This window comes from Streptococcus sp. CL9.43 (assembly GCF_049737935.1).
GTDB lineage: Bacteria > Bacillota > Bacilli > Lactobacillales > Streptococcaceae > Streptococcus > Streptococcus infantis_I.
This window is the reverse complement of the sequence record NZ_JBKOTS010000002.1, coordinates 128,382-146,561: the sequence shown is the minus strand read 5'-3', so window position 1 is coordinate 146,561 and position 18,180 is coordinate 128,382. Positions and strand designations below refer to the sequence as shown.

20 protein-coding genes are annotated in these 18,180 nt (G+C 40.1%); 4 read left to right on the top strand and 16 right to left on the bottom strand.

Translation table 11 applies throughout. From position 1 onward, the window contains the following. Positions 1-127: 127 nt before the first annotated feature. From ACLNCS_RS03895 to ACLNCS_RS03875, 5 genes are all read right to left on the bottom strand, one after another. Positions 128-670 carry a hypothetical protein gene (locus ACLNCS_RS03895; RefSeq protein ID WP_424847289.1) on the bottom strand — a complete coding sequence of 181 codons (543 nt, stop codon included), beginning with the start codon at positions 668-670 and terminating at the stop codon, positions 128-130. Between the two features lie 49 nt (positions 671-719). Further along, entirely contained in the window at positions 720-2,663 is a 1,944-nt protein-coding gene (parE, locus tag ACLNCS_RS03890) for a DNA topoisomerase IV subunit B (protein ID WP_006151256.1), read from the bottom strand. 146 nt (positions 2,664-2,809) lie between these two features. Beyond that, positions 2,810-3,652, bottom strand: coding sequence for an amino acid ABC transporter substrate-binding protein (locus ACLNCS_RS03885; RefSeq protein WP_235083309.1), 843 nt, complete (start codon positions 3,650-3,652; stop codon positions 2,810-2,812). Positions 3,653-3,661: 9 nt separating this feature from the next. Further along, positions 3,662-4,291, bottom strand: coding sequence for an amino acid ABC transporter ATP-binding protein (locus ACLNCS_RS03880; protein ID WP_303943906.1), 630 nt, complete (start codon positions 4,289-4,291; stop codon positions 3,662-3,664). Positions 4,292-4,301: 10 nt separating this feature from the next. Continuing rightward, entirely contained in the window at positions 4,302-4,943 is a 642-nt protein-coding gene (locus tag ACLNCS_RS03875) for an amino acid ABC transporter permease (RefSeq protein ID WP_424847286.1), read from the bottom strand. A gap of 216 nt (positions 4,944-5,159) precedes the next feature. On the opposite strand from ACLNCS_RS03875, the gene plsY reads away from it, so the two are divergent. Next, the gene (gene plsY, locus ACLNCS_RS03870; protein WP_254804135.1) at positions 5,160-5,801 is read left to right on the top strand and encodes a glycerol-3-phosphate 1-O-acyltransferase PlsY; all 642 of its coding nucleotides are present in this window, start codon (positions 5,160-5,162) and stop codon (positions 5,799-5,801) included. 30 nt (positions 5,802-5,831) lie between these two features. Here the strand turns inward: plsY and ACLNCS_RS03865 are convergent, their stop codons facing one another. From ACLNCS_RS03865 to ACLNCS_RS03825, 9 genes are all read right to left on the bottom strand, one after another. Then, positions 5,832-6,788, bottom strand: a complete 957-nt coding sequence (locus tag ACLNCS_RS03865) for an ABC transporter permease (protein ID WP_070677166.1) — start codon at positions 6,786-6,788, stop codon at positions 5,832-5,834. Between the two features lie 2 nt (positions 6,789-6,790). Then, entirely contained in the window at positions 6,791-7,849 is a 1,059-nt protein-coding gene (locus ACLNCS_RS03860) for an ABC transporter permease (protein WP_070677165.1), read from the bottom strand. Continuing rightward, positions 7,842-9,377 (bottom strand): ABC transporter ATP-binding protein, encoded by a 1,536-nt coding sequence (locus tag ACLNCS_RS03855; RefSeq protein ID WP_254804136.1) that lies wholly within the window; start codon positions 9,375-9,377, stop codon positions 7,842-7,844. The genes ACLNCS_RS03860 and ACLNCS_RS03855 overlap by 8 nt, the downstream gene beginning before the upstream one ends. Before the next feature lie 140 nt (positions 9,378-9,517). After that, the gene (locus tag ACLNCS_RS03850) at positions 9,518-10,573 is read right to left on the bottom strand and encodes a BMP family lipoprotein (protein ID WP_254804137.1); all 1,056 of its coding nucleotides are present in this window, start codon (positions 10,571-10,573) and stop codon (positions 9,518-9,520) included. 90 nt (positions 10,574-10,663) lie between these two features. Further along, a complete protein-coding gene (locus ACLNCS_RS03845; RefSeq protein WP_269797114.1) occupies positions 10,664-11,053 on the bottom strand; it encodes a cytidine deaminase in 390 nt (129 codons plus the stop codon). Further along, positions 11,040-11,702 (bottom strand): deoxyribose-phosphate aldolase, encoded by a 663-nt coding sequence (deoC, locus tag ACLNCS_RS03840; protein WP_414268057.1) that lies wholly within the window; start codon positions 11,700-11,702, stop codon positions 11,040-11,042. Before deoC ends, ACLNCS_RS03845 begins: the two co-directional genes overlap by 14 nt. A 17-nt stretch (positions 11,703-11,719) precedes the next feature. Then, positions 11,720-13,003: a pyrimidine-nucleoside phosphorylase gene (locus ACLNCS_RS03835; RefSeq protein WP_424847282.1), complete on the bottom strand. Its 1,284-nt coding sequence runs from the start codon at positions 13,001-13,003 to the stop codon at positions 11,720-11,722. Beyond that, the gene (locus ACLNCS_RS03830) at positions 13,000-13,590 is read right to left on the bottom strand and encodes a class I SAM-dependent methyltransferase (protein WP_424847280.1); all 591 of its coding nucleotides are present in this window, start codon (positions 13,588-13,590) and stop codon (positions 13,000-13,002) included. The genes ACLNCS_RS03835 and ACLNCS_RS03830 overlap by 4 nt, the downstream gene beginning before the upstream one ends. Before the next feature lie 107 nt (positions 13,591-13,697). Beyond that, entirely contained in the window at positions 13,698-13,976 is a 279-nt protein-coding gene (locus tag ACLNCS_RS03825; RefSeq protein WP_424847278.1) for a 1,4-dihydroxy-2-naphthoate prenyltransferase, read from the bottom strand. 123 nt (positions 13,977-14,099) lie between these two features. Between ACLNCS_RS03825 and coaA the strand changes: the two genes are divergently transcribed. The 3 genes from coaA to ACLNCS_RS03810 all read left to right on the top strand — a co-directional run bounded on the left by coaA (position 14,100) and on the right by ACLNCS_RS03810 (position 15,905). Continuing rightward, the gene (coaA, locus tag ACLNCS_RS03820) at positions 14,100-15,020 is read left to right on the top strand and encodes a type I pantothenate kinase (RefSeq protein WP_006148720.1); all 921 of its coding nucleotides are present in this window, start codon (positions 14,100-14,102) and stop codon (positions 15,018-15,020) included. Between the two features lie 52 nt (positions 15,021-15,072). Further along, on the top strand, positions 15,073-15,321 hold the full coding sequence (gene rpsT, locus ACLNCS_RS03815; protein ID WP_029689886.1) for a 30S ribosomal protein S20: 249 nt from the start codon (positions 15,073-15,075) through the stop codon (positions 15,319-15,321). Between the two features lie 65 nt (positions 15,322-15,386). Further along, positions 15,387-15,905, top strand: coding sequence for a DNA topology modulation protein (locus tag ACLNCS_RS03810; protein ID WP_424847275.1), 519 nt, complete (start codon positions 15,387-15,389; stop codon positions 15,903-15,905). Between the two features lie 14 nt (positions 15,906-15,919). Here ACLNCS_RS03810 and deoD read toward each other — a convergent pair whose 3' ends face one another. Next, on the bottom strand, positions 15,920-16,630 hold the full coding sequence (gene deoD, locus ACLNCS_RS03805; RefSeq protein WP_178894854.1) for a purine-nucleoside phosphorylase: 711 nt from the start codon (positions 16,628-16,630) through the stop codon (positions 15,920-15,922). A 269-nt stretch (positions 16,631-16,899) separates the two neighbouring features. Next, a complete protein-coding gene (locus ACLNCS_RS03800) occupies positions 16,900-18,180 on the bottom strand; it encodes a chloride channel protein (RefSeq protein WP_070677157.1) in 1,281 nt (426 codons plus the stop codon).

The following is an 18,180-nucleotide window of genomic DNA, read 5'->3' as shown; positions in this document are numbered from 1 at the left end:
TCCCCTAAAGAAACAGGCCTAAGTGATATTTTCCGTTAGATTATTCACGAAGAGTTACTCGTAGTTCTAACCAGTGTCAACTTTTAAAGTTTTAACTGTTCCTAAAATCAGTCCAAGCATTTCCTTGTCAGTTCTCATGTGGTTCATCCTCAGTGGTCTCTAGGTTCTGAATAACAGCATCTTCATTTCTTTGCTGAAGAAGCTTCTGAACTCTTTTTCTTTCAAGCTCTCCAACTATAAATTGAATGATAGAACTAATTCCAAAAAAAGGTAGCAGCAACATAATTCCCATTTCTTCCGTCAGCATTAAAAATAGGAAATTAATAACTGAAAATATTTCTAAAAACCAGGCATTTAGCCTAAGAAGTTTTGAGTAACTACTAGGATAATGTTTGAGATGTTTATTGCTCTTATAAATAGCTGTGAACCCAAAAGCTAAGCTAGCTGGTGTGAAAATAAAAATGTCAAAAGTATAGAATAGCAAACCTGCATAAGGATTGGATCTAAAAGGATTATCAAATAAAAAGACACAGGCAGTTACTATAGCTAATAGTAAGAATTCAAGAAAGCGAATTTTCTCAGGTTTTCCTTGTTTAGCTGTTATAAACATAACTGCACCTATAGCTAAAACTATCGCAAGAAAAGGAGTATGATACAATAAACTTATCATGATGTATACCTCTTTTAGAGAGCTAAGATTTTGAAAAAGGAAGATTTACTTAAAATACTGTTGCTTCCTCCAGCGTAAACTTCACGTTATCCTCAATCCACTTTCGGCGTGGTTCGACCTTGTCCCCCATGAGGACATTGACACGACGTTCTGCGCGTGCTAGGTCTTCGATTGTGACACGGATGAGGGTACGAGTTTCTGGATTCATAGTTGTTTCCCATAGTTGGTCCGCATTCATCTCACCAAGTCCCTTGTAGCGTTGGAGGGTAGCACCTTTACCAAACTGCTTACGTAGTTCTTCTAGCTCACCATCTGTCCAAGCGTAGGCCACTTCTTCTTTCTTACCTTTCCCTTTTGACATCTTGTAAAGAGGTGGAAGGGCGATATAAACATGACCTGCCTCAACTAGCGGACGCATATAGCGGTAAAAGAAGGTTAAGAGAAGTGTTTGAATGTGGGCACCGTCGGTATCGGCATCGGTCATGATAATGATTTTGTCATAGTTGGCATCTTCAAGCGAGAAGTCTGCCCCAACACCAGCACCGATGGTATAAATCATGGTATTGATTTCTTCATTTTTCAGGATATCTGCCATTTTAGCCTTGGCTGTATTGATAACCTTACCACGAAGAGGCAAGATAGCTTGGAACTTGCGGTCACGACCTTGCTTAGCAGAACCACCGGCAGAGTCACCCTCGACTAGGTAGAGTTCGTTCTTAGCTGGATTTTTAGACTGGGCTGGGGTTAATTTCCCAGAAAGCAAGCCCTTGTCTTTCTTATTTTTCTTACCATTACGACTCTCATCACGCGCCTTACGTGCTGCTTCACGAGCATCGCGCGCCTTGATAGCCTTGCGAATCAGGTTAGAAGCTAGTTCTCCATTTTCCATGAGGAAGAAGGTCAACTTATCAGCCACAATTCCATCTACAACAGGACGAGCAAGGGGACTTCCTAGTTTATCCTTAGTCTGTCCTTCAAACTGCAAGTGTTCTTCAGGGACTAGAATAGAAAGAACGGCTGCTAATCCTTCACGGTAATCGGACCCTTCAAGATTTTTATCCTTTTCCTTGAGAAGACCTGTCTTACGGGCGTAGTCATTCATGACTTTGGTAATAGCAGACTTAAGTCCTGTCTCATGCGTTCCACCGTCCTTAGTGCGAACGTTATTGACAAAGGACAGGATGTTATCTGAAAATCCATCATTATACTGAAGGGCTACTTCTACTTGGAAACCATTGTCTTCGCCTTCAAAGTAGAGAACTGGTGTCAGGGTTTCCTTGTCTTCGTTGAGGTAGGAAACAAAGTCCTGAACCCCATTCTCATAGTGGAACTCGATTGACTCGTCTGTTCGCTTGTCCGTTAATGACAAGGTTACATTTTTCAAGAGAAAAGCAGACTCATTGAGACGCTCTGAAATGGTATTGTACTTGAAATCAGTCGTAGAAAAGATACTAGCATCCGGCATGAAGGTCACTTTTGTTCCTGTCTTAGATTTTGGTGCCGTTCCAACTTTTTCAAGAGTTGTTACTGGCTTCCCACCATTTTCAAAGCGTTGCTTGTAAACAGCACCATCACGCGTAATTTCTACTTCAAGCCAACTAGAGAGGGCGTTCACGACAGAAGAACCAACTCCGTGAAGACCACCAGAAGTCTTGTAACCACCTTGTCCGAATTTTCCCCCAGCATGAAGAATAGTAAAGATAACCTCAACTGTCGGAATCCCCATAGCGTGCATACCAGTTGGCATCCCACGCCCATGGTCTTGAACCGTTAAACTACCGTCTTTATTAATCGTCACATCGATACGATCACCAAATCCAGATAAGGCTTCATCGACTGCATTATCGACAATTTCCCAGACTAGGTGATGGAGACCAGCACCATCGGTGGATCCGATATACATCCCTGGACGTTTACGGACCGCATCCAACCCTTCTAGCACCTGGATGGCGTCATCATTATAATTGTTAATATTGATTTCCTTTTTTGACACAAGGAACCTCCTATTTGTTCATCTTTTCTATTTTACAGGTTTTCTAGGGATTTTGCAAAGCTTTTCTAGTTAAAAAGCCTATCCCCAAGTCCTTTTTAGCAAAAAATCGTCCATCTTCACTAAAAAAAGAAACCAAGATATACATCTTAGTTTTCTTTTCCTTTAATTTGGCTTGTAGCCACATCTTCGCCAAACCATTTCTGGCTGATTTCTTGGAATTTTCCTTCTTGATAGAGCTCGACAAAAGCCTTATTCAAATTGGCTAATAAGGTCTTGTCCGCTGGTCTTACTCCAACTGCAAAGGATTCACTCTCAAAACCAGCTGGGAAAATCTCATACTGGTCTAAGATTCCTTCAGTTTTAAGATAATAGTTGGCATAAACACGGTCAATTAAAAGAGCATCTATCCGGTCATTTTGTAAGTCAATCAAGGCTTCATTAAAACTTTGATATTGGTTAGCCTTTTGATCTTTTACAATATTTTTCAAGAGTTCAGGCTGAGCTTCAAAATCTAGATAACCCGAAGAACCTGCCTGAGCACCTAAAACTTTACCTGCCATATCAGATACTGATTGGATATTTTGTGATTTCTTAGAGACAAGAACCTGCTGATTTTCCATGTAAGGAATAGTAAAGGCTACTTTCTCACGACGTTCATCCGTCGCAGAATAGCCGTTCCAAATTGCATCAATGGTCCCGTTTTGAAGCTCTGTTTCCTTCATATCCCAATCAATGGGTTGAAACTGAACCTTGAACCCAAGTTTCTCAGAAACAGCTTGGGCTAAATCAATATCAAATCCAACATATTGCCCATTCTTTTCTTCAAATCCCATAGGAACAAAAGTATTGTCAAATCCGATAGTAATTGTTCCTTGTTGTTGGTATTTTCCCCAATTATCTACTTTAGGATTGCTAGCTTTTTGCGTGCATCCTACGAGGAAAAAAGCAAGAAAGAATACCAAAACAAGGCTGATTTTCTTTCGATTCATAGACACCTCCTACTTAGGCTCTACTTTGAGAATCTGGTCAGCGATATTCTCTGCAAACTGGAGATCGTGGGTTACGACAATCTGAGTCATACCTAAGTCTCGATTTTGTAGAATCAATTTTTCAACCTCAAGGCGCAACTCTGGGTCAAGGGCTGAAGTTGGTTCGTCATAACCAATCACTTCTGGATCGATCATCATAGCGCGTGCTAAGGCAACCCTTTGCTTTTGACCACCAGATAATGAGTATGGATAAGCATCCGCGTGTGCTTCAAGACCTAGACGAGTTAGTAATTCTACTGCCTTCTTCTTAGCATCTATTTCAGACATCCCAATAGTTTTGATTGGCGACAAAATCAAATTTTCCATAACGGATAAGTGAGGAAACAGCTGAAAATCTTGAAAAACAAAACCTAACAAGTGTCGTTTTTCAAGTTCATCCAAAGGTAATAATTCTCCGTTATAAAAAATCTCTCCTGAATCAATCGTTTCTAGTCCAGCTAACATTCTAAGCAAGGTTGTCTTTCCACCACCAGAAGGACCAACGATGGCCAAAATCTGCTTTTCAGGAATTGTTAAACTGAAATTGGATAAAATTTCTTTTTTTCCAAATTTTTTGCTGATATTTCTTAACTCTAACATGGATGACCTCCTATCTATAGTAGCTGAACTTTTTCTCAAGTTTCTTAGCTAGGATTGTAACAACACCAATCATTAGAAGATAGATAGCTCCCGCTAGAAACATCGGAATCAAGCTAGCATCACGATTGGCTGCAGTTCGACTGGCTAGGATTAAATCTGAAATACCGAGTGCATAAACCAAAGAAGTATCCTTAACCAAACTCATAACCTCGTTAAATACACTTGGTAGGACAATCTTGGTCACCTGGGGCAAGATGATATAGCGAACAGTATCGATAGGATTGAATTTTAAAACTTTCGCTGCCTCATATTGCCCCTGAGGAATAGTTGCAATCCCTCCACGGAATATTTCTGCAAAATAAGCTGCATAATTAAGCGTGAAGGCAATAATCGCAGCTGGTACTCGATCTAGTCGAATTCCGATACTTGGGAGGACATAATAAATAAATATCAACTGCAAGAGTAACGGTGTCCCACGCATCACCCAGATATAAACATCAATCATGTAATGGAGGAGTTTCCAATGCACCTGTAGGCAAAAGGCAACCAAAACACCTAAAGGAATTGAAAAGAGTAAGACCAGTGCAAATACTTGTAAAGTCATTGTCGCACCGCTCAATAAACTAGGTAATATCTCAAATAAGTAAGACATACTCCACCTCCTAAAAATAATTGTTCCTATTATAGCATAAATAAACACAAAAACAAGTCTTTCAGAAACTTTCATGAATTTTTAAAACTTTAGCCTTTATTTTTGAATAAAAATGGTACTCATGATAAACTTATCAACTTTGATAAAGTATCAGATGTCACAGCTAGTAAACAGATTCAGTTTCGTTTCTCTCCTAATTCATGGTATAATAGAAACATGATGACAATAGTATTATTAATTTTAGCTTATTTATTGGGTTCAATTCCTTCAGGTTTGTGGATTGGACAAATATTCTTTAACATCAATCTAAGAGAACATGGATCTGGTAATACTGGAACGACCAATACCTTCCGAATCTTAGGTAAAAAAGCTGGAATGGCAACCTTTGTAATTGATTTCTTTAAAGGTACTTTGGCCACTTTACTTCCACTAATCTTCCATGTGCAAGGTATTTCACCAATCGTCTTTGGACTTTTAGCAGTCATTGGCCACACCTTCCCTGTCTTTGCCAAATTTAAGGGTGGTAAGGCTGTTGCAACCAGTGCTGGAGTTATTTTTGGTTTTGCTCCTCTCTTTTGTCTTTACCTTGCAGTTATTTTCTTTGGAATCCTTTATCTAGGAAGTATGATTTCCCTCTCTAGTATTTCAGCTGCTATTGCTGCAATTATTGGCGTCCTTCTGTTTCCTCTCTTTGGATTTATTTTAACTAGTTATGACCTACTTTTCACTGTGATTATTATCGGTCTTGCTAGTCTGGTGATTGTTCGACACAAGGACAATATCAAACGTATCCAAAGTAAAACAGAAAATCTCATTCCTTGGGGACTTAACCTAACGCACCAAGAACCAAAAAAATAAAACGTCAGTTTCAACTGACGTTTTTTTATGTTATTTAGACTTGATATAGTTGATACCATCTGCCTTCGGCGCAACAGCTTTACCAAAGAAGGCTGCTAGGACGATAATGGTCAAGAGATATGGTGCGATTTGCAAGTAAACGGCTGGTACTCCTTGCAAGAATGGAAGCTGAGAACCAATAACTGCCAAACTTTGTGATAGCCCAAAGAAAAGACTTGAAAGCATAGCACCAACAGGATTCCATTTACCAAAGATCATGGCTGCAAGAGCGATAAATCCAGGTCCTACGATAGTTGTAACTGAGAAGTTGACGGAGATTGACTGAGCGTAAATAGCTCCTCCGATTCCTCCAAGGAAGCCTGAAATCACAACTCCAAGATATCTCATCTTGTAGACATTGATACCCAAAGTATCTGCTGCTTGTGGGTGTTCACCAACTGAACGAAGGCGAAGTCCAAAGCGAGTCTTAAAGAGGATAAACCAAGCTAGGAATGAGAAAGCAATTGCTAGGTAACCTAGTAGACTAGTTGACTTGAAGAAGATATCTCCGATAACAGGGATATTAGCTAATACCGGAAAGTCAAAACGACCAAAAGTTTGTGTTAAGTTATCCGTTTGTCCCTTATTATAAAGCACCTTCACCAAGAAAACTGCCAAGGCTGGCGCCATCAAGTTAAGCACAGTACCACTGACAACATGGTCTGCACGGAAATGAACTGTAGCTACTGCGTGAACGAGCGAGAAGATAGCTCCGACTAATCCACCAACTAGAAGAGCTAACCAAGGAGTTAATGCTCCCAAATCTTGAGCAAATTCAAGGTTAAAAACAACTCCAGAAAAGGCACCCATGACCATGATTCCTTCAAGACCAACGTTAACAACTCCACCACGTTCTGAGAAAACTCCTCCGATACTTGTGAAAATAAGTGGTGCTGCATAAATCAACATCGAAGAAACCATAAGGGTTAACATTGTTGTAATCGACATCCTTATTTACCTCCTTTAAGTTGTTTTCTTGGTTTGACAAAGCGTTCGATGATGTAGTGAACGCTGACAAAGAAGATAATTGAGGCTGTAACGATACTTACAAGCTCAGATGGTACTTGTGCAGCATTCATACCAGGGGCTCCAACTTGAAGAACACTGAAAAGGAAGGCTGCAAATAGAATTCCAACTGGTGAGTTTGAAGCAAGTAGGCTTACTGCCATACCGTTAAATCCGATTGCTAATGATGAACCTTGAACATAAACGTTTTGGAAGGTACCAAGTCCTTCTACTGCGCCACCAAGTCCTGCAAGGGCACCAGAAATAATCATTGATAGAATAATGGTGCGTTTCGCTGAAATACCTGCGTATTCAGAAGCATTTGGATTGAGACCAACTGCACGGATTTCAAATCCAAGAGTTGTTTTCTTGAGCAAGAACCAGATAACCGCTACTGCTATGATAGCAAAGAAAATCCCAATGTTCATACGAGAGTTTCCAGTTAACTCAGCAAGCCATGGTGTCTGATAAGTTGCATTTGCACTTACTCGAATGGATGAGTCAGTACTTTGCATGATTTCTTTAGGGAAGTGATGAATAAAGGCATTGCCCACATAAAGAACAATGTAGTTCATCATGATGGTTACAATAACTTCAGATGTCCCAAGGTAGGCTCTTAAGATACCAGGAATAGCACCAACGATCCCTCCTGCAACTAAGGCAATTATAATCGTCGCAAGAATCATCAATGGTCGTGGCAAATCTGGGAAAGACAGAGCGAACCAGCCACTCATAACCCAACCTGCGAGAGCTTGTCCTGGAAGACCAACGTTAAAGAAACCAGCACGACTTGCAACTGCAAATCCGAGAGCAATCAGAATTAAAGGTCCCATAGCACGGAAGATTTCACCGATTCCACGAACACTACCAAATGCTGTGTAGAACAGTTCTTCATAGCCCCAGATAGCATCGTAGCCGAAAATCCACATGACGATGGCTCCGAGTAGAATTCCTAAAATAACAGAAATCAAAGGAACCGAAATTTGTTGTAATTTTTTAGACATCACTCTTCTCCTTTTCCAATTCACCACCAGCCATCAAGACACCAAGCTCTTGCTTGTTGGTTGTTTCTGGTGTTACAATGCCTTGAATCTTACCATCATGGATAACAGCAATTCTATCAGAGACATTTAGAATCTCATCTAGTTCAAAGCTGACTACAAGGACAGCTTTCCCATTATCACGTTCTTGAATCAAGCGTTTGTGAATGTACTCAATGGCACCGACGTCCAAACCACGAGTAGGTTGACTGACGATTAGGAGATCAGGATTTCGATCGACTTCTCGAGCGATAATTGCTTTTTGTTGATTTCCTCCAGAAAGAGCTGAGGCTGGAACAATCTCACTAGCAGCACGCACATCGAATTCTTGCATTAACTGCTTAGCGTACCCGATGATATTGGTGTAGTTTAAGATTCCCTTCTTGCTATGAGGTTCCTTATAGTAGGTTTGAAGAGCAATATTTTCAGAAATCATCATTTCTAAAACTAAACCATCACGGTGGCGATCTTCTGGAACGTGGCCTACACTCATTTCTGTAATTTGACGAGGGTGTAAACCTACGATAGACTGGCCTTTCAACTCCACGCTACCAGATTCAATCTTGCGAAGTCCTGTGATAGCTTGGATTAATTCAGATTGACCATTTCCATCAATACCGGCAATTCCGACAATCTCACCAGCTCGTACATCGAGTGAGAGATTTTTAACAGCAGGAACACCACGGTTTTCGTTTACTACTAGGTCTTTAATAGACAGAATAACTTCTTTAGGTTGAGCTTCCTGTTTCTCAGTTTTAAAGGAAACAGAACGTCCTACCATCATCTCAGCTAAGTCAGCATTAGTTGCACCAGCAATCTCTACTGTTTCAATAGATTTACCACGACGGATAACTGTAACACGGTCAGATACAGCACGAATCTCATCCAACTTATGGGTAATCAAGATAATTGATTTACCTTCTTTAACCAAGTTCTTCATAATAGCCATCAATTCATCAATTTCTGATGGCGTCAAAACAGCAGTAGGTTCGTCAAAGATAAGAATATCTGCTCCACGATAAAGTGTCTTCAAGATTTCAACACGTTGTTGAGCCCCAACAGAGATGTCTGCAACTTTGGCAGAAGGATTCACAGCAAGGCCATAACGTTCAGACAACTCATTGATTTCTCGAGTTGCACGAGCAATATCTAGCACACCATTTTTGATCAATTCACTCCCCAAAATGATATTTTCAGCAACAGTGAAAGCTTCTACCAACATAAAGTGTTGATGGACCATCCCAATCCCTAAGCTAGCTGCTTTTGATGGCGAATCTAGTTTTACAACTTGACCGTTGACCACAATTTCACCACTAGTTGGTTCTAGAAGCCCCGCTAGCATGTTCATAAGAGTAGACTTACCAGCTCCATTTTCTCCTAAAAGTGCATGAATTTCACCTTTACGAAGTTCAAGGTTAATCTTGTCGTTAGCGACAAATTCACCAAAAACTTTGGTAATTTCACGCATTTCAATGACATTTTCGTGTGCCATGTGCTCTTCCTTTCAGAGTTTTATTTTATTTCAATAAAACCTGCTAAAGAAATTTAGCAAGCTCTATTGAGACAAAACCATTTGTCTCAATTCTTAAAGAAGCGGCCCAAGACCGCTTCCTAAGAAATGACTTCCATCAATTATTTTTCAGGAACTTTGATGCTACCATCAAGGATTTTAGCTTTTGCATCTTCAACAGCTTTTTTACCTTCTTCAGAAAGATTTGTTACTGCCAAGTCAACACCTTTATCCTTCAATGAGTAAACGATAACTTGACCGCCAGGGAATTCACCTTTTTCAGTCTTGTTTGAGATATCTTGAACTGTTGTTCCAACTTGCTTCAATGTAGAAGCAAGCACGAAGTTAGCTTCTTTACCGTCTTTAGAAGTGTATTTACCTTCATCAACTTGGTCACGGTCTACACCGATAACCCAAACTTTTTCGTTTTCATTTTTACTTTCGTTCAATGATTTAGCTTCAGAGAAGACACCTGCTCCAGTACCACCAGCTGCTTGGTAGATAACGTCTGCACCTGCAGCGTATTGAGCTGCAGCGATTGTTTTACCTTTAGCCGCATCACCAAATGATCCAGCATAGTCTACTTGAACCTTGATAGATGGGTCAACTGACTCAACACCAGCTTTAAAACCAGCTGCGAAACGAGAAATAACTTCAGATTCCATACCACCTACAAAACCAACTTGTTTAGTTTTTGTAGTTTTAGCAGCTGCAACACCTGCAAGGTAAGCTGCTTCGTTGTCTGCGAAAGTAACGCTAGCAACGTTCTTTTGATCTTTAATCACATCGTCAATCAAAACATAGTTTTTATCTGAATGTTCTTTTGCTGCTTCTTCAACAGCGTTGTGAAGGGCAAAACCAACACCGAAAATCAAGTTGTAGCTTCCAGCTGCTTGGTTCAAGTTGTTAGCGTAGTCAGCTTCACTTGTTGATTGGAAGTAAGTGTAACCATTGTCTTTTGAAAGGTTGTGTTCTTTACCCCAAGCTTGAAGACCTTCCCAAGCTGATTGGTTAAATGATTTATCATCAACACCACCAGTATCTGTAACGATAGCTGCTTTAGTCTTCACATCAGAAGAAGATGAAGCTGCGTTACGAGAAGAGCGATTACCACATGCAGCAAGTCCAAATGCTGCTACTGCAACTAGACCAAGGCCTAGCCATTGTTTCTTGTTCATTACTGAACCTCCTAAATAAGATGCGCAACTAAGTTGCAAGTATAGATAGATAGGTCACTAGGACCCTTGTCACTCAGTGAGTGACACAGACTAATGCAAGTCTGTAAACGAATATGGAAGTAATTCCCCGACCGTCATCTCGACCGTCGTTTTATCTTTGGCGACTAGAGTCACCTTTAGATCTGGTTTAAAAAATTCGACCATGACTTGGCGACAAGCACCGCAAGGCGAAATTGGTTTTTCAGTTTGACCATAGACAATCAATTCTGAAAAGTCTCGTTGTCCTTCAGAAACCGCCTTAAAGATTGCCGTCCTTTCGCCACAGTTGGTCAAGGGATAGCTAGCATTTTCAATGTTAACCCCTGTATAGATACTTCCGTCCTTGGCTACCAATACGGCACCAATTGGAAAATGTGAATAGGGTACATAGGCATTTTTACTAGTTTCAATCGCTAAATCAATCAACTCAGTAGTCGCCATCTGCTAACTCTCCTTTTAAGATTGCTACACCAGAAGATGTTCCAATACGAGTAGCTCCAGCTTCAACAAAGGCAACAGCATCTGCATAAGAACGAGCTCCACCAGCAGCCTTAACCCCCATATCAGGTCCAACTGTCTGACGCATTAACTGAACATCTGGCAAGGTCGCTCCACCTGTTGAGAAGCCTGTAGAAGTCTTAACAAAGTCTGCACCAGCTTTTTGAGCAAGTTGGCAAGCTAGAACTTTTTCTTCATCCGTTAACAAACAAGCTTCAATAATAACCTTAACGAGTTTGTCTCCGCTTGCTTCAACAACAGCACGAATATCTGACTCAACTAATGCAGCATTTCCTGATTTGAGTGCGCCAACATTGATAACCATATCAATTTCGTCAGCACCATTTTGGATGGCTTCTTTGGTTTCGTAGGCTTTAACAGCTGAAGTTGTAGCACCAAGAGGAAAACCTACAACTGTACAAACCTTGACATCAGTATTTTCTAGTCCAGCTTTTGCATGAGAAACCCAGCAAGGATTCACACAAACACTGGCAAAATCGTACTCTCTTGCTTCAGATAGCAAACGATCGATTTGTTGTTCGGTCGCATCTTGCTTCAAAAGCGTATGATCAATGTATTTATTTAATTTCATTTCGGATTTTCCTTAAATCAGGAGATAATTTCAATGATTTCACGCGTTTTTATCGTTTCATCACTTATTTTAATTTTAACATATTTTTGGAAATCTGTAACTAGTTCCGGAGAAATTTTGCCATTTGCATATACTTTTGCGACAATTTCACCCTTTTTGACTGATTCTCCAACTTTCTTCTCAAAAACAATCCCTGTCTCATAGTCAAGAGCATCGGTTTTGACTGCACGACCAGCACCTAATCTCATGGCGAAAAGACCAAACTCCATGGCTGGCAGGGCCTCAATGACACCATCTTCCTGAGCAGGAATTTCTACCACATGATCAACTGTTACAGGTCGATAAAGATCTTCTAAATCTCCACCTTGAGCGAGGACCATCGCTTCGAATTTCTTGAGTGCCTGACCATTTTCAAGATGTTGCCTTACTTCCTCGACTGTTTTTTCAACGCTTGCCAAAGATAGCATAATCTGGGCTAACTCACAGATAAAGTGACTAATATCCTCGCGTCCTTTACCCTGAAGAATTTCTAGTGCTTCTAGAATTTCCAAGCGATTCCCAATGGCACGTCCCAAAGGTTGGCTCATATCCGTAATGACTGCTACTGTCTTACGCCCCACAGCTTTCCCGAGATTCACCATGGTTTGAGCCAGTTCACGGGCCTCGTCGACTGTTTTCATAAAGGCACCTTCACCGACAGTAACATCCAGCAAAATAGCATCCGCTCCAGCTGCAATCTTTTTACTCATGACAGAACTAGCAATCAGTGGAATAGTATCAACTGTTGCTGTCACATCACGTAGTGCATAGAGCAACTTATCCGCTTTGACTAGTTGGTCAGATTGACCAATAACTGAAACCCCGATATCCTGAACCTGTTTGATAAAGTCATCCTGACTGCGTTCGACTTGAAAACCTTTGATAGATTCTAATTTATCGATTGTTCCACCCGTATGTCCTAGACCTCTACCACTCATCTTTGCAACTGGTACGTCAAAACTAGCGACTAATGGAGCTAAAATCAAGGTAACCTTATCTCCTACTCCCCCGGTGGAGTGTTTATCGACCTTGATACCTTCAATAGCGGATAAATCAAACTCCTGACCTGTCTTGATCATGTTCATCGTCAGATCAGAAATCTCTCTAGTGGTCATGCCTTTAAAATAAACAGCCATAGCAAAGGCTGACATCTGGTAATCAGGAACAGTTCCTGCAACATAGCCTTCTACCAGCCATTGGATTTCACTTGAGGTTAGTTTTTGCCCGGCTCTTTTTTTCTGGATTAGATCTACTGCTCTCATTCTTTCACACTTCTAAGGATATAATATCCCTTGTCTTTCTTCACGACCTCACAATTACCAAAGACTTCTTCCATCTTGTTTTTGGCACTAGGAGCTCCTTGTTTTTTCTGAATGACAATGGTCAAATCTCCACCATCCATAAGATAATCAATACTGTTCTCGATGATTTCATGAACGACCTGCTTGCCTGCACGAATGGGCGGATTCGAAATGACATGATCGAATTGACCTTCTACCTGCTCATAAATATTGGACTGGAAGATAGTCGCTTGAACCTTGTTTTTTACCGCATTTTGCTGGGATAAATCCAGGGCACGATTATTGATATCCACCATGGTCGCTTGGGCACCATAAGCTTTAACCAAAGACAAGCCTATTGGACCGTAGCCACAACCAACATCAAGGATTTTTTCATCTTTTTCGACATCTAGACATCTTAACAACAACTGACTACCGAAATCAATCATTTTTTTACTAAAGACACCAGCATCTGTCAAAAAGGTCATCTTTTGCCCAAGTAGCTCAACTCTAAGTTCATGAACATCATGGGCTGCATCTGGATTTTCTGCATAATACATTTTACTCATAGTTTCATTTTACCACATAAATAAGTTAATTGTAAATCGTTTACATGACAACAAAGGCTTTTCTTTGCCATCGATTTATTGAAAAATAATATAAGTTGAATTTCCTTTTAAGGACCGAGCAAGTAATAACCCAATGCCATAGTGATAGCAAAGGAAAAAATACAGGCTAGACCAAACAAGAAAAGCCACCATTTTCTTATTAAAATGGCGAGAATCAAATAAATAAAACCAATAATTGGTAGCAAGAATAACAAGACAAAGGCAGACCAACTATAGGTTTGACTTCCTAAACTCACAGTAAACTCAATCAATGTTGGAGACAACCACAAAATAGCAACAAGTAAACAACTTAGTTTTAGTATTTTATCACTTATTTCTACTCTCATAACATCACCTCTTTTGATGTTTATTCTACCTCTATTCTAACAAAGAAAGCGCTTTTTCTCAAATAATTCAGATGTCTTTCTTTGTAAATTATGGTATACTGAGGTATCAAACGAGGAAATTTTATGACCAACGAATTTATACATTATGAAAAAATCAGTCGCGGAACTTGGCAATCTTTACATCGTAAAACTACACCTCCTTTAACCGAGGAGGAATTGGATTCGATTAAGAGTTTTAATGACCAGATTAGTCTCCAAGATGTAACAGATATTTACCTGCCGCTAGCTCATCTGATTCAAATCTACAAACGCTCCAAAGAAGATCTAGCCTTTTCAAAAGGAATTTTTCTCCAAAGGGAGAGTAAAAATCAGCCATTTATTATCGGAATTTCAGGTAGTGTCGCTGTTGGCAAATCAACTACTAGCCGACTCTTACAAATTTTGCTTTCCCGTATTTTTCCAGAAGCAAGTGTTGAATTAGTGACAACTGATGGATTTCTCTATCCTAACAGTATCTTAAATGAGCGAAATATCCTAAACCGAAAAGGTTTCCCTGAGAGTTATGATATGGAAAGCTTGCTCGATTTCCTTGATCAACTTAAAAACGGTCAGGATGTAGATATTCCCGTTTATTCTCACGAAATCTACGATATCGTACCTGATAAAACACAAAGAGTCCAAGCAGCGGATTTTGTCATCGTAGAGGGTATCAACGTCTTTCAAACACCACATAACAGCCGTCTTTATATTACAGACTTCTTTGATTTTTCAATCTATGTAGATGCTGCAGTCGAGGATATCGAGAGCTGGTATTTGGATCGTTTCTTGAAACTTCTTAGCTTTGCACAAGATGATCCAAACAACTATTACTATCGTTTCACCCAGCAACCAATCAGTGAAGTCAAAGATTTTGCTCATCAGGTTTGGACAAGTATTAATTTGACCAATCTACAAAACTACATCGAACCAACCAGAAATCGGGCTGAAGTCATTCTTCATAAATCTAAAAATCATGAAATTGATGAAATTTATTTAAAAAAGTGATTTCCCCTTGTCAAAATAATAGTTTTCAGATATAATGGTATAGTTAGTAAATATGGAGGTAAGAACATTGGCAAACATTAAATCAGCTATCAAACGCGCTGAATTGAACGTTAAACAAAACGAAAAGAACTCAGCTCAAAAATCAGCTATGCGTACTGCTATCAAAGCTTTTGAAGCAAACCCATCTGAAGAACTTTACCGTGCTGCTAGCTCAGCCATCGATAAAGCAGAAACTAAAGGTTTGATCCACAAGAATAAAGCTAACCGTGATAAAGCACGTCTTGCAGCTAAACTAGGTTAATCTTTAACTGGATACAAAATGAGCTCTTCGGAGCTTTTTTTGTACACATTTTTCTGGAGGTTATCATGAAAATTGCTATTATAGGATATTCAGGCTCAGGCAAATCTACTCTGGCAGAAAAACTTTCCAGCTACTACTCCATTCCTAAACTCCATATAGACCGATTGCAATTTCAGCCTGGGTGGCAAGATAGCGATCGAGATTGGATGTTAAAGAAAATGAAGACTTTCCTTTCTAAACATGAGGATTGGGTTATCGACGGCAACTATAGCTGGTGTTGCTATGAGGAAAGAATGGAGCAAGCTGATCAGATTATCTTTTTAAACTTCTCAGCATGGAATTGTTTAGCAAGAGCCTTTAAACGCTATCTAAGATACAGAGGAAAAGTTAGAGAAAGTATGGCAGACGGTTGTCCTGAACGTTTTGACTGGGAGTTTATCCGCTGGATTCTTTGGGATGGACGTAACTCTTCTCACAAAAACCATTATCAACAGATCTGTTCAGACTATGCAGACAAGGTAACCATAATCACTAATCAAAAAGAACTAGATAGCTTTCTTCATAAAAAAGAGGTTTCCTGTTAAGGAAACCTCTTTTCTTATTCTGCAATTAAAGTCTCTAGACCAACCTTCATCATATCAGTGAAGGTGTTTTGACGTTCTTCTGCTGTAGTATCCTCTTCTGGATTAACCAAGCTATCAGAAATGGTCATAATAGCTAAAGCATCGACGTGGTGTTGGGCAGCAAGGTAGTAAAGAGCTGCTGCTTCCATTTCTACAGCTTTCACGCCCCATTTACCAAGTTCAATGTTCTTCTCAAAGTAGTTTGAATAGAAAACGTCTGATGACAAGACATTTCCGACATGAGTAGTCATACCAAGGTCTTTGGCAATGTGGTAAGCCTTATCTAAAAGATCAAAGCTAGCGATTTGTGGGAAATCGTATTGAGGCCAATCGTTGCGGATGATGTTTGAGTTGGTTGCAGCTGCTTGAGCCAAGACCAATTCACGGACGTGAACATCCTCATTCAAAGAACCAGCCGTTCCCACACGGATTAATTTCTTCACTCCGTAGTCAACAATCAACTCGCGCGCATAAATAGAAATCGATGGCATCCCCATTCCTGTTCCCATAACAGATACACGGTGACCTTTGTAAGTACCTGTGTAACCAAACATGTTACGGACTTCGTTGAAACAAACAGCGTCTTCTAAAAAGTTCTCAGCGATAAATTTCGCACGAAGAGGATCCCCAGGAAGAAGAATTTTATCAGCAATTTCACCTTGCTTAGCAGCAATATGGATAGACATAATTAAGATATAAAGGGCGACAGAGAACAAAGTAAAAATAGGAAACTGACGACGCATCGCAGATGCTAGACAGTTTATCTTTTTTACACAGTTCTCCGCCCGTATTCAGTTCAGCGAATACGGTTAACCCTTCCTTTCTGTGTGTATTTTGTTTAGAAAAGCTTTCCGCTCGTGTTCAAATCTGAACACATGCTCTGCCTTTCTTTATTAAATGATATTGATTATAAATTTAAAATATACTTTGGATTAGAAAAACTAGAGTATTCTTATTAATTTTCTTTTATCCTTGTCTTTGGTCGTAAGTATTTCTCCCAAGGGATTCGGTCCAGCATTTTAGCAAAACCAAATGCCAAGTAAGCAGTCACCAAAAGAAAAGGTATAGCCTCTAATGATTGACCAGTGAACCCCATTACCAATCCAGTTGCAGACAGGGGTGCCTTCAAGGTCACAGCTAAAAAGCAAACCGAACCTAATAGTAAGACTGCTGGCTGGTTGCCACCTCCTAGAATCATGGTCAAGAGTGCAGCTCCTGCCATCCCTAAGGCAAAAGATGGGGTCAAGGTACCGCCATAGGCACCTGCCCAAAGGGTAACTAAAACGACCAAGGCTTTCAAGACAAATAAGAGGATTACCGTCTTGGCATTACTGCCGTTTAAAATTTCCTGAGCCATCATACGCCCATTACCAAGTAGATGAGGCAAATGGTTAGCCAATCCAACAAGGAAAAGGAATGTTACAGGCAGAGTATAGAGTATCCGCTTGTCCTTTATTCTCTTTGAAGAAACTTGTTTGTTGAAGCGACTAAAAAGCCAAGCGAGTGGAGTCAGGAAAAGAACTAATAAGGGAATAAGCCACATATCACCTAGTGACCAAGTCAAAGCTGGAATCTGGTAGAGAGCATGATCTGAAACAACAAAGCCTGCTGTAAAGGCTGATACATATGTAGTCAGACCGACCAAGAAAAAACGTTTGACAGATAAAGCAATTCCCAAGGTTTCAAAAACGAAAAACACACTCGTTAACGGAACCTGATAGACAGCTGCTAAACCCGCACTAGCTCCACAGGCAATGAGAAAGATTTGGTCCTTCACGGAGAGAGAAAAAATATTGGCAATAGGTCTTGCAAATAAAGCTCCAATCTCCCGCGGCGCAGCTTCCTTACCGATAGGAGCTCCTCCTCCAACTGCAACAATCTGCCAAATTGAATGAACTAGCTGTTTTAAAAAATGAAGTTTATATTGTGACGTTTCATCTTTCATCTGCGCTTTGATGGAAAAAATCTTTGCTTTTCTTTGCAAGAAATACCAGACCAAGGCAGAACTGACACCCACGATGATTAAACTGAAGCCTATTCGTGATGAGGCAACACCATCTGTCAAGAATCCAGTGTTATGCTCTGTCTGACCAAAAGCAATCCCTTCAACCAGCTCTAAAAGATAATGGAGCAAAATTCCGAATATACCTGTAACTAGCCCCAGCATGATAACCGCTAGGACTAATTTGAGGTTATATGGGATCTTCTGAAGACTCCTCCTCAACTTATGTACCAT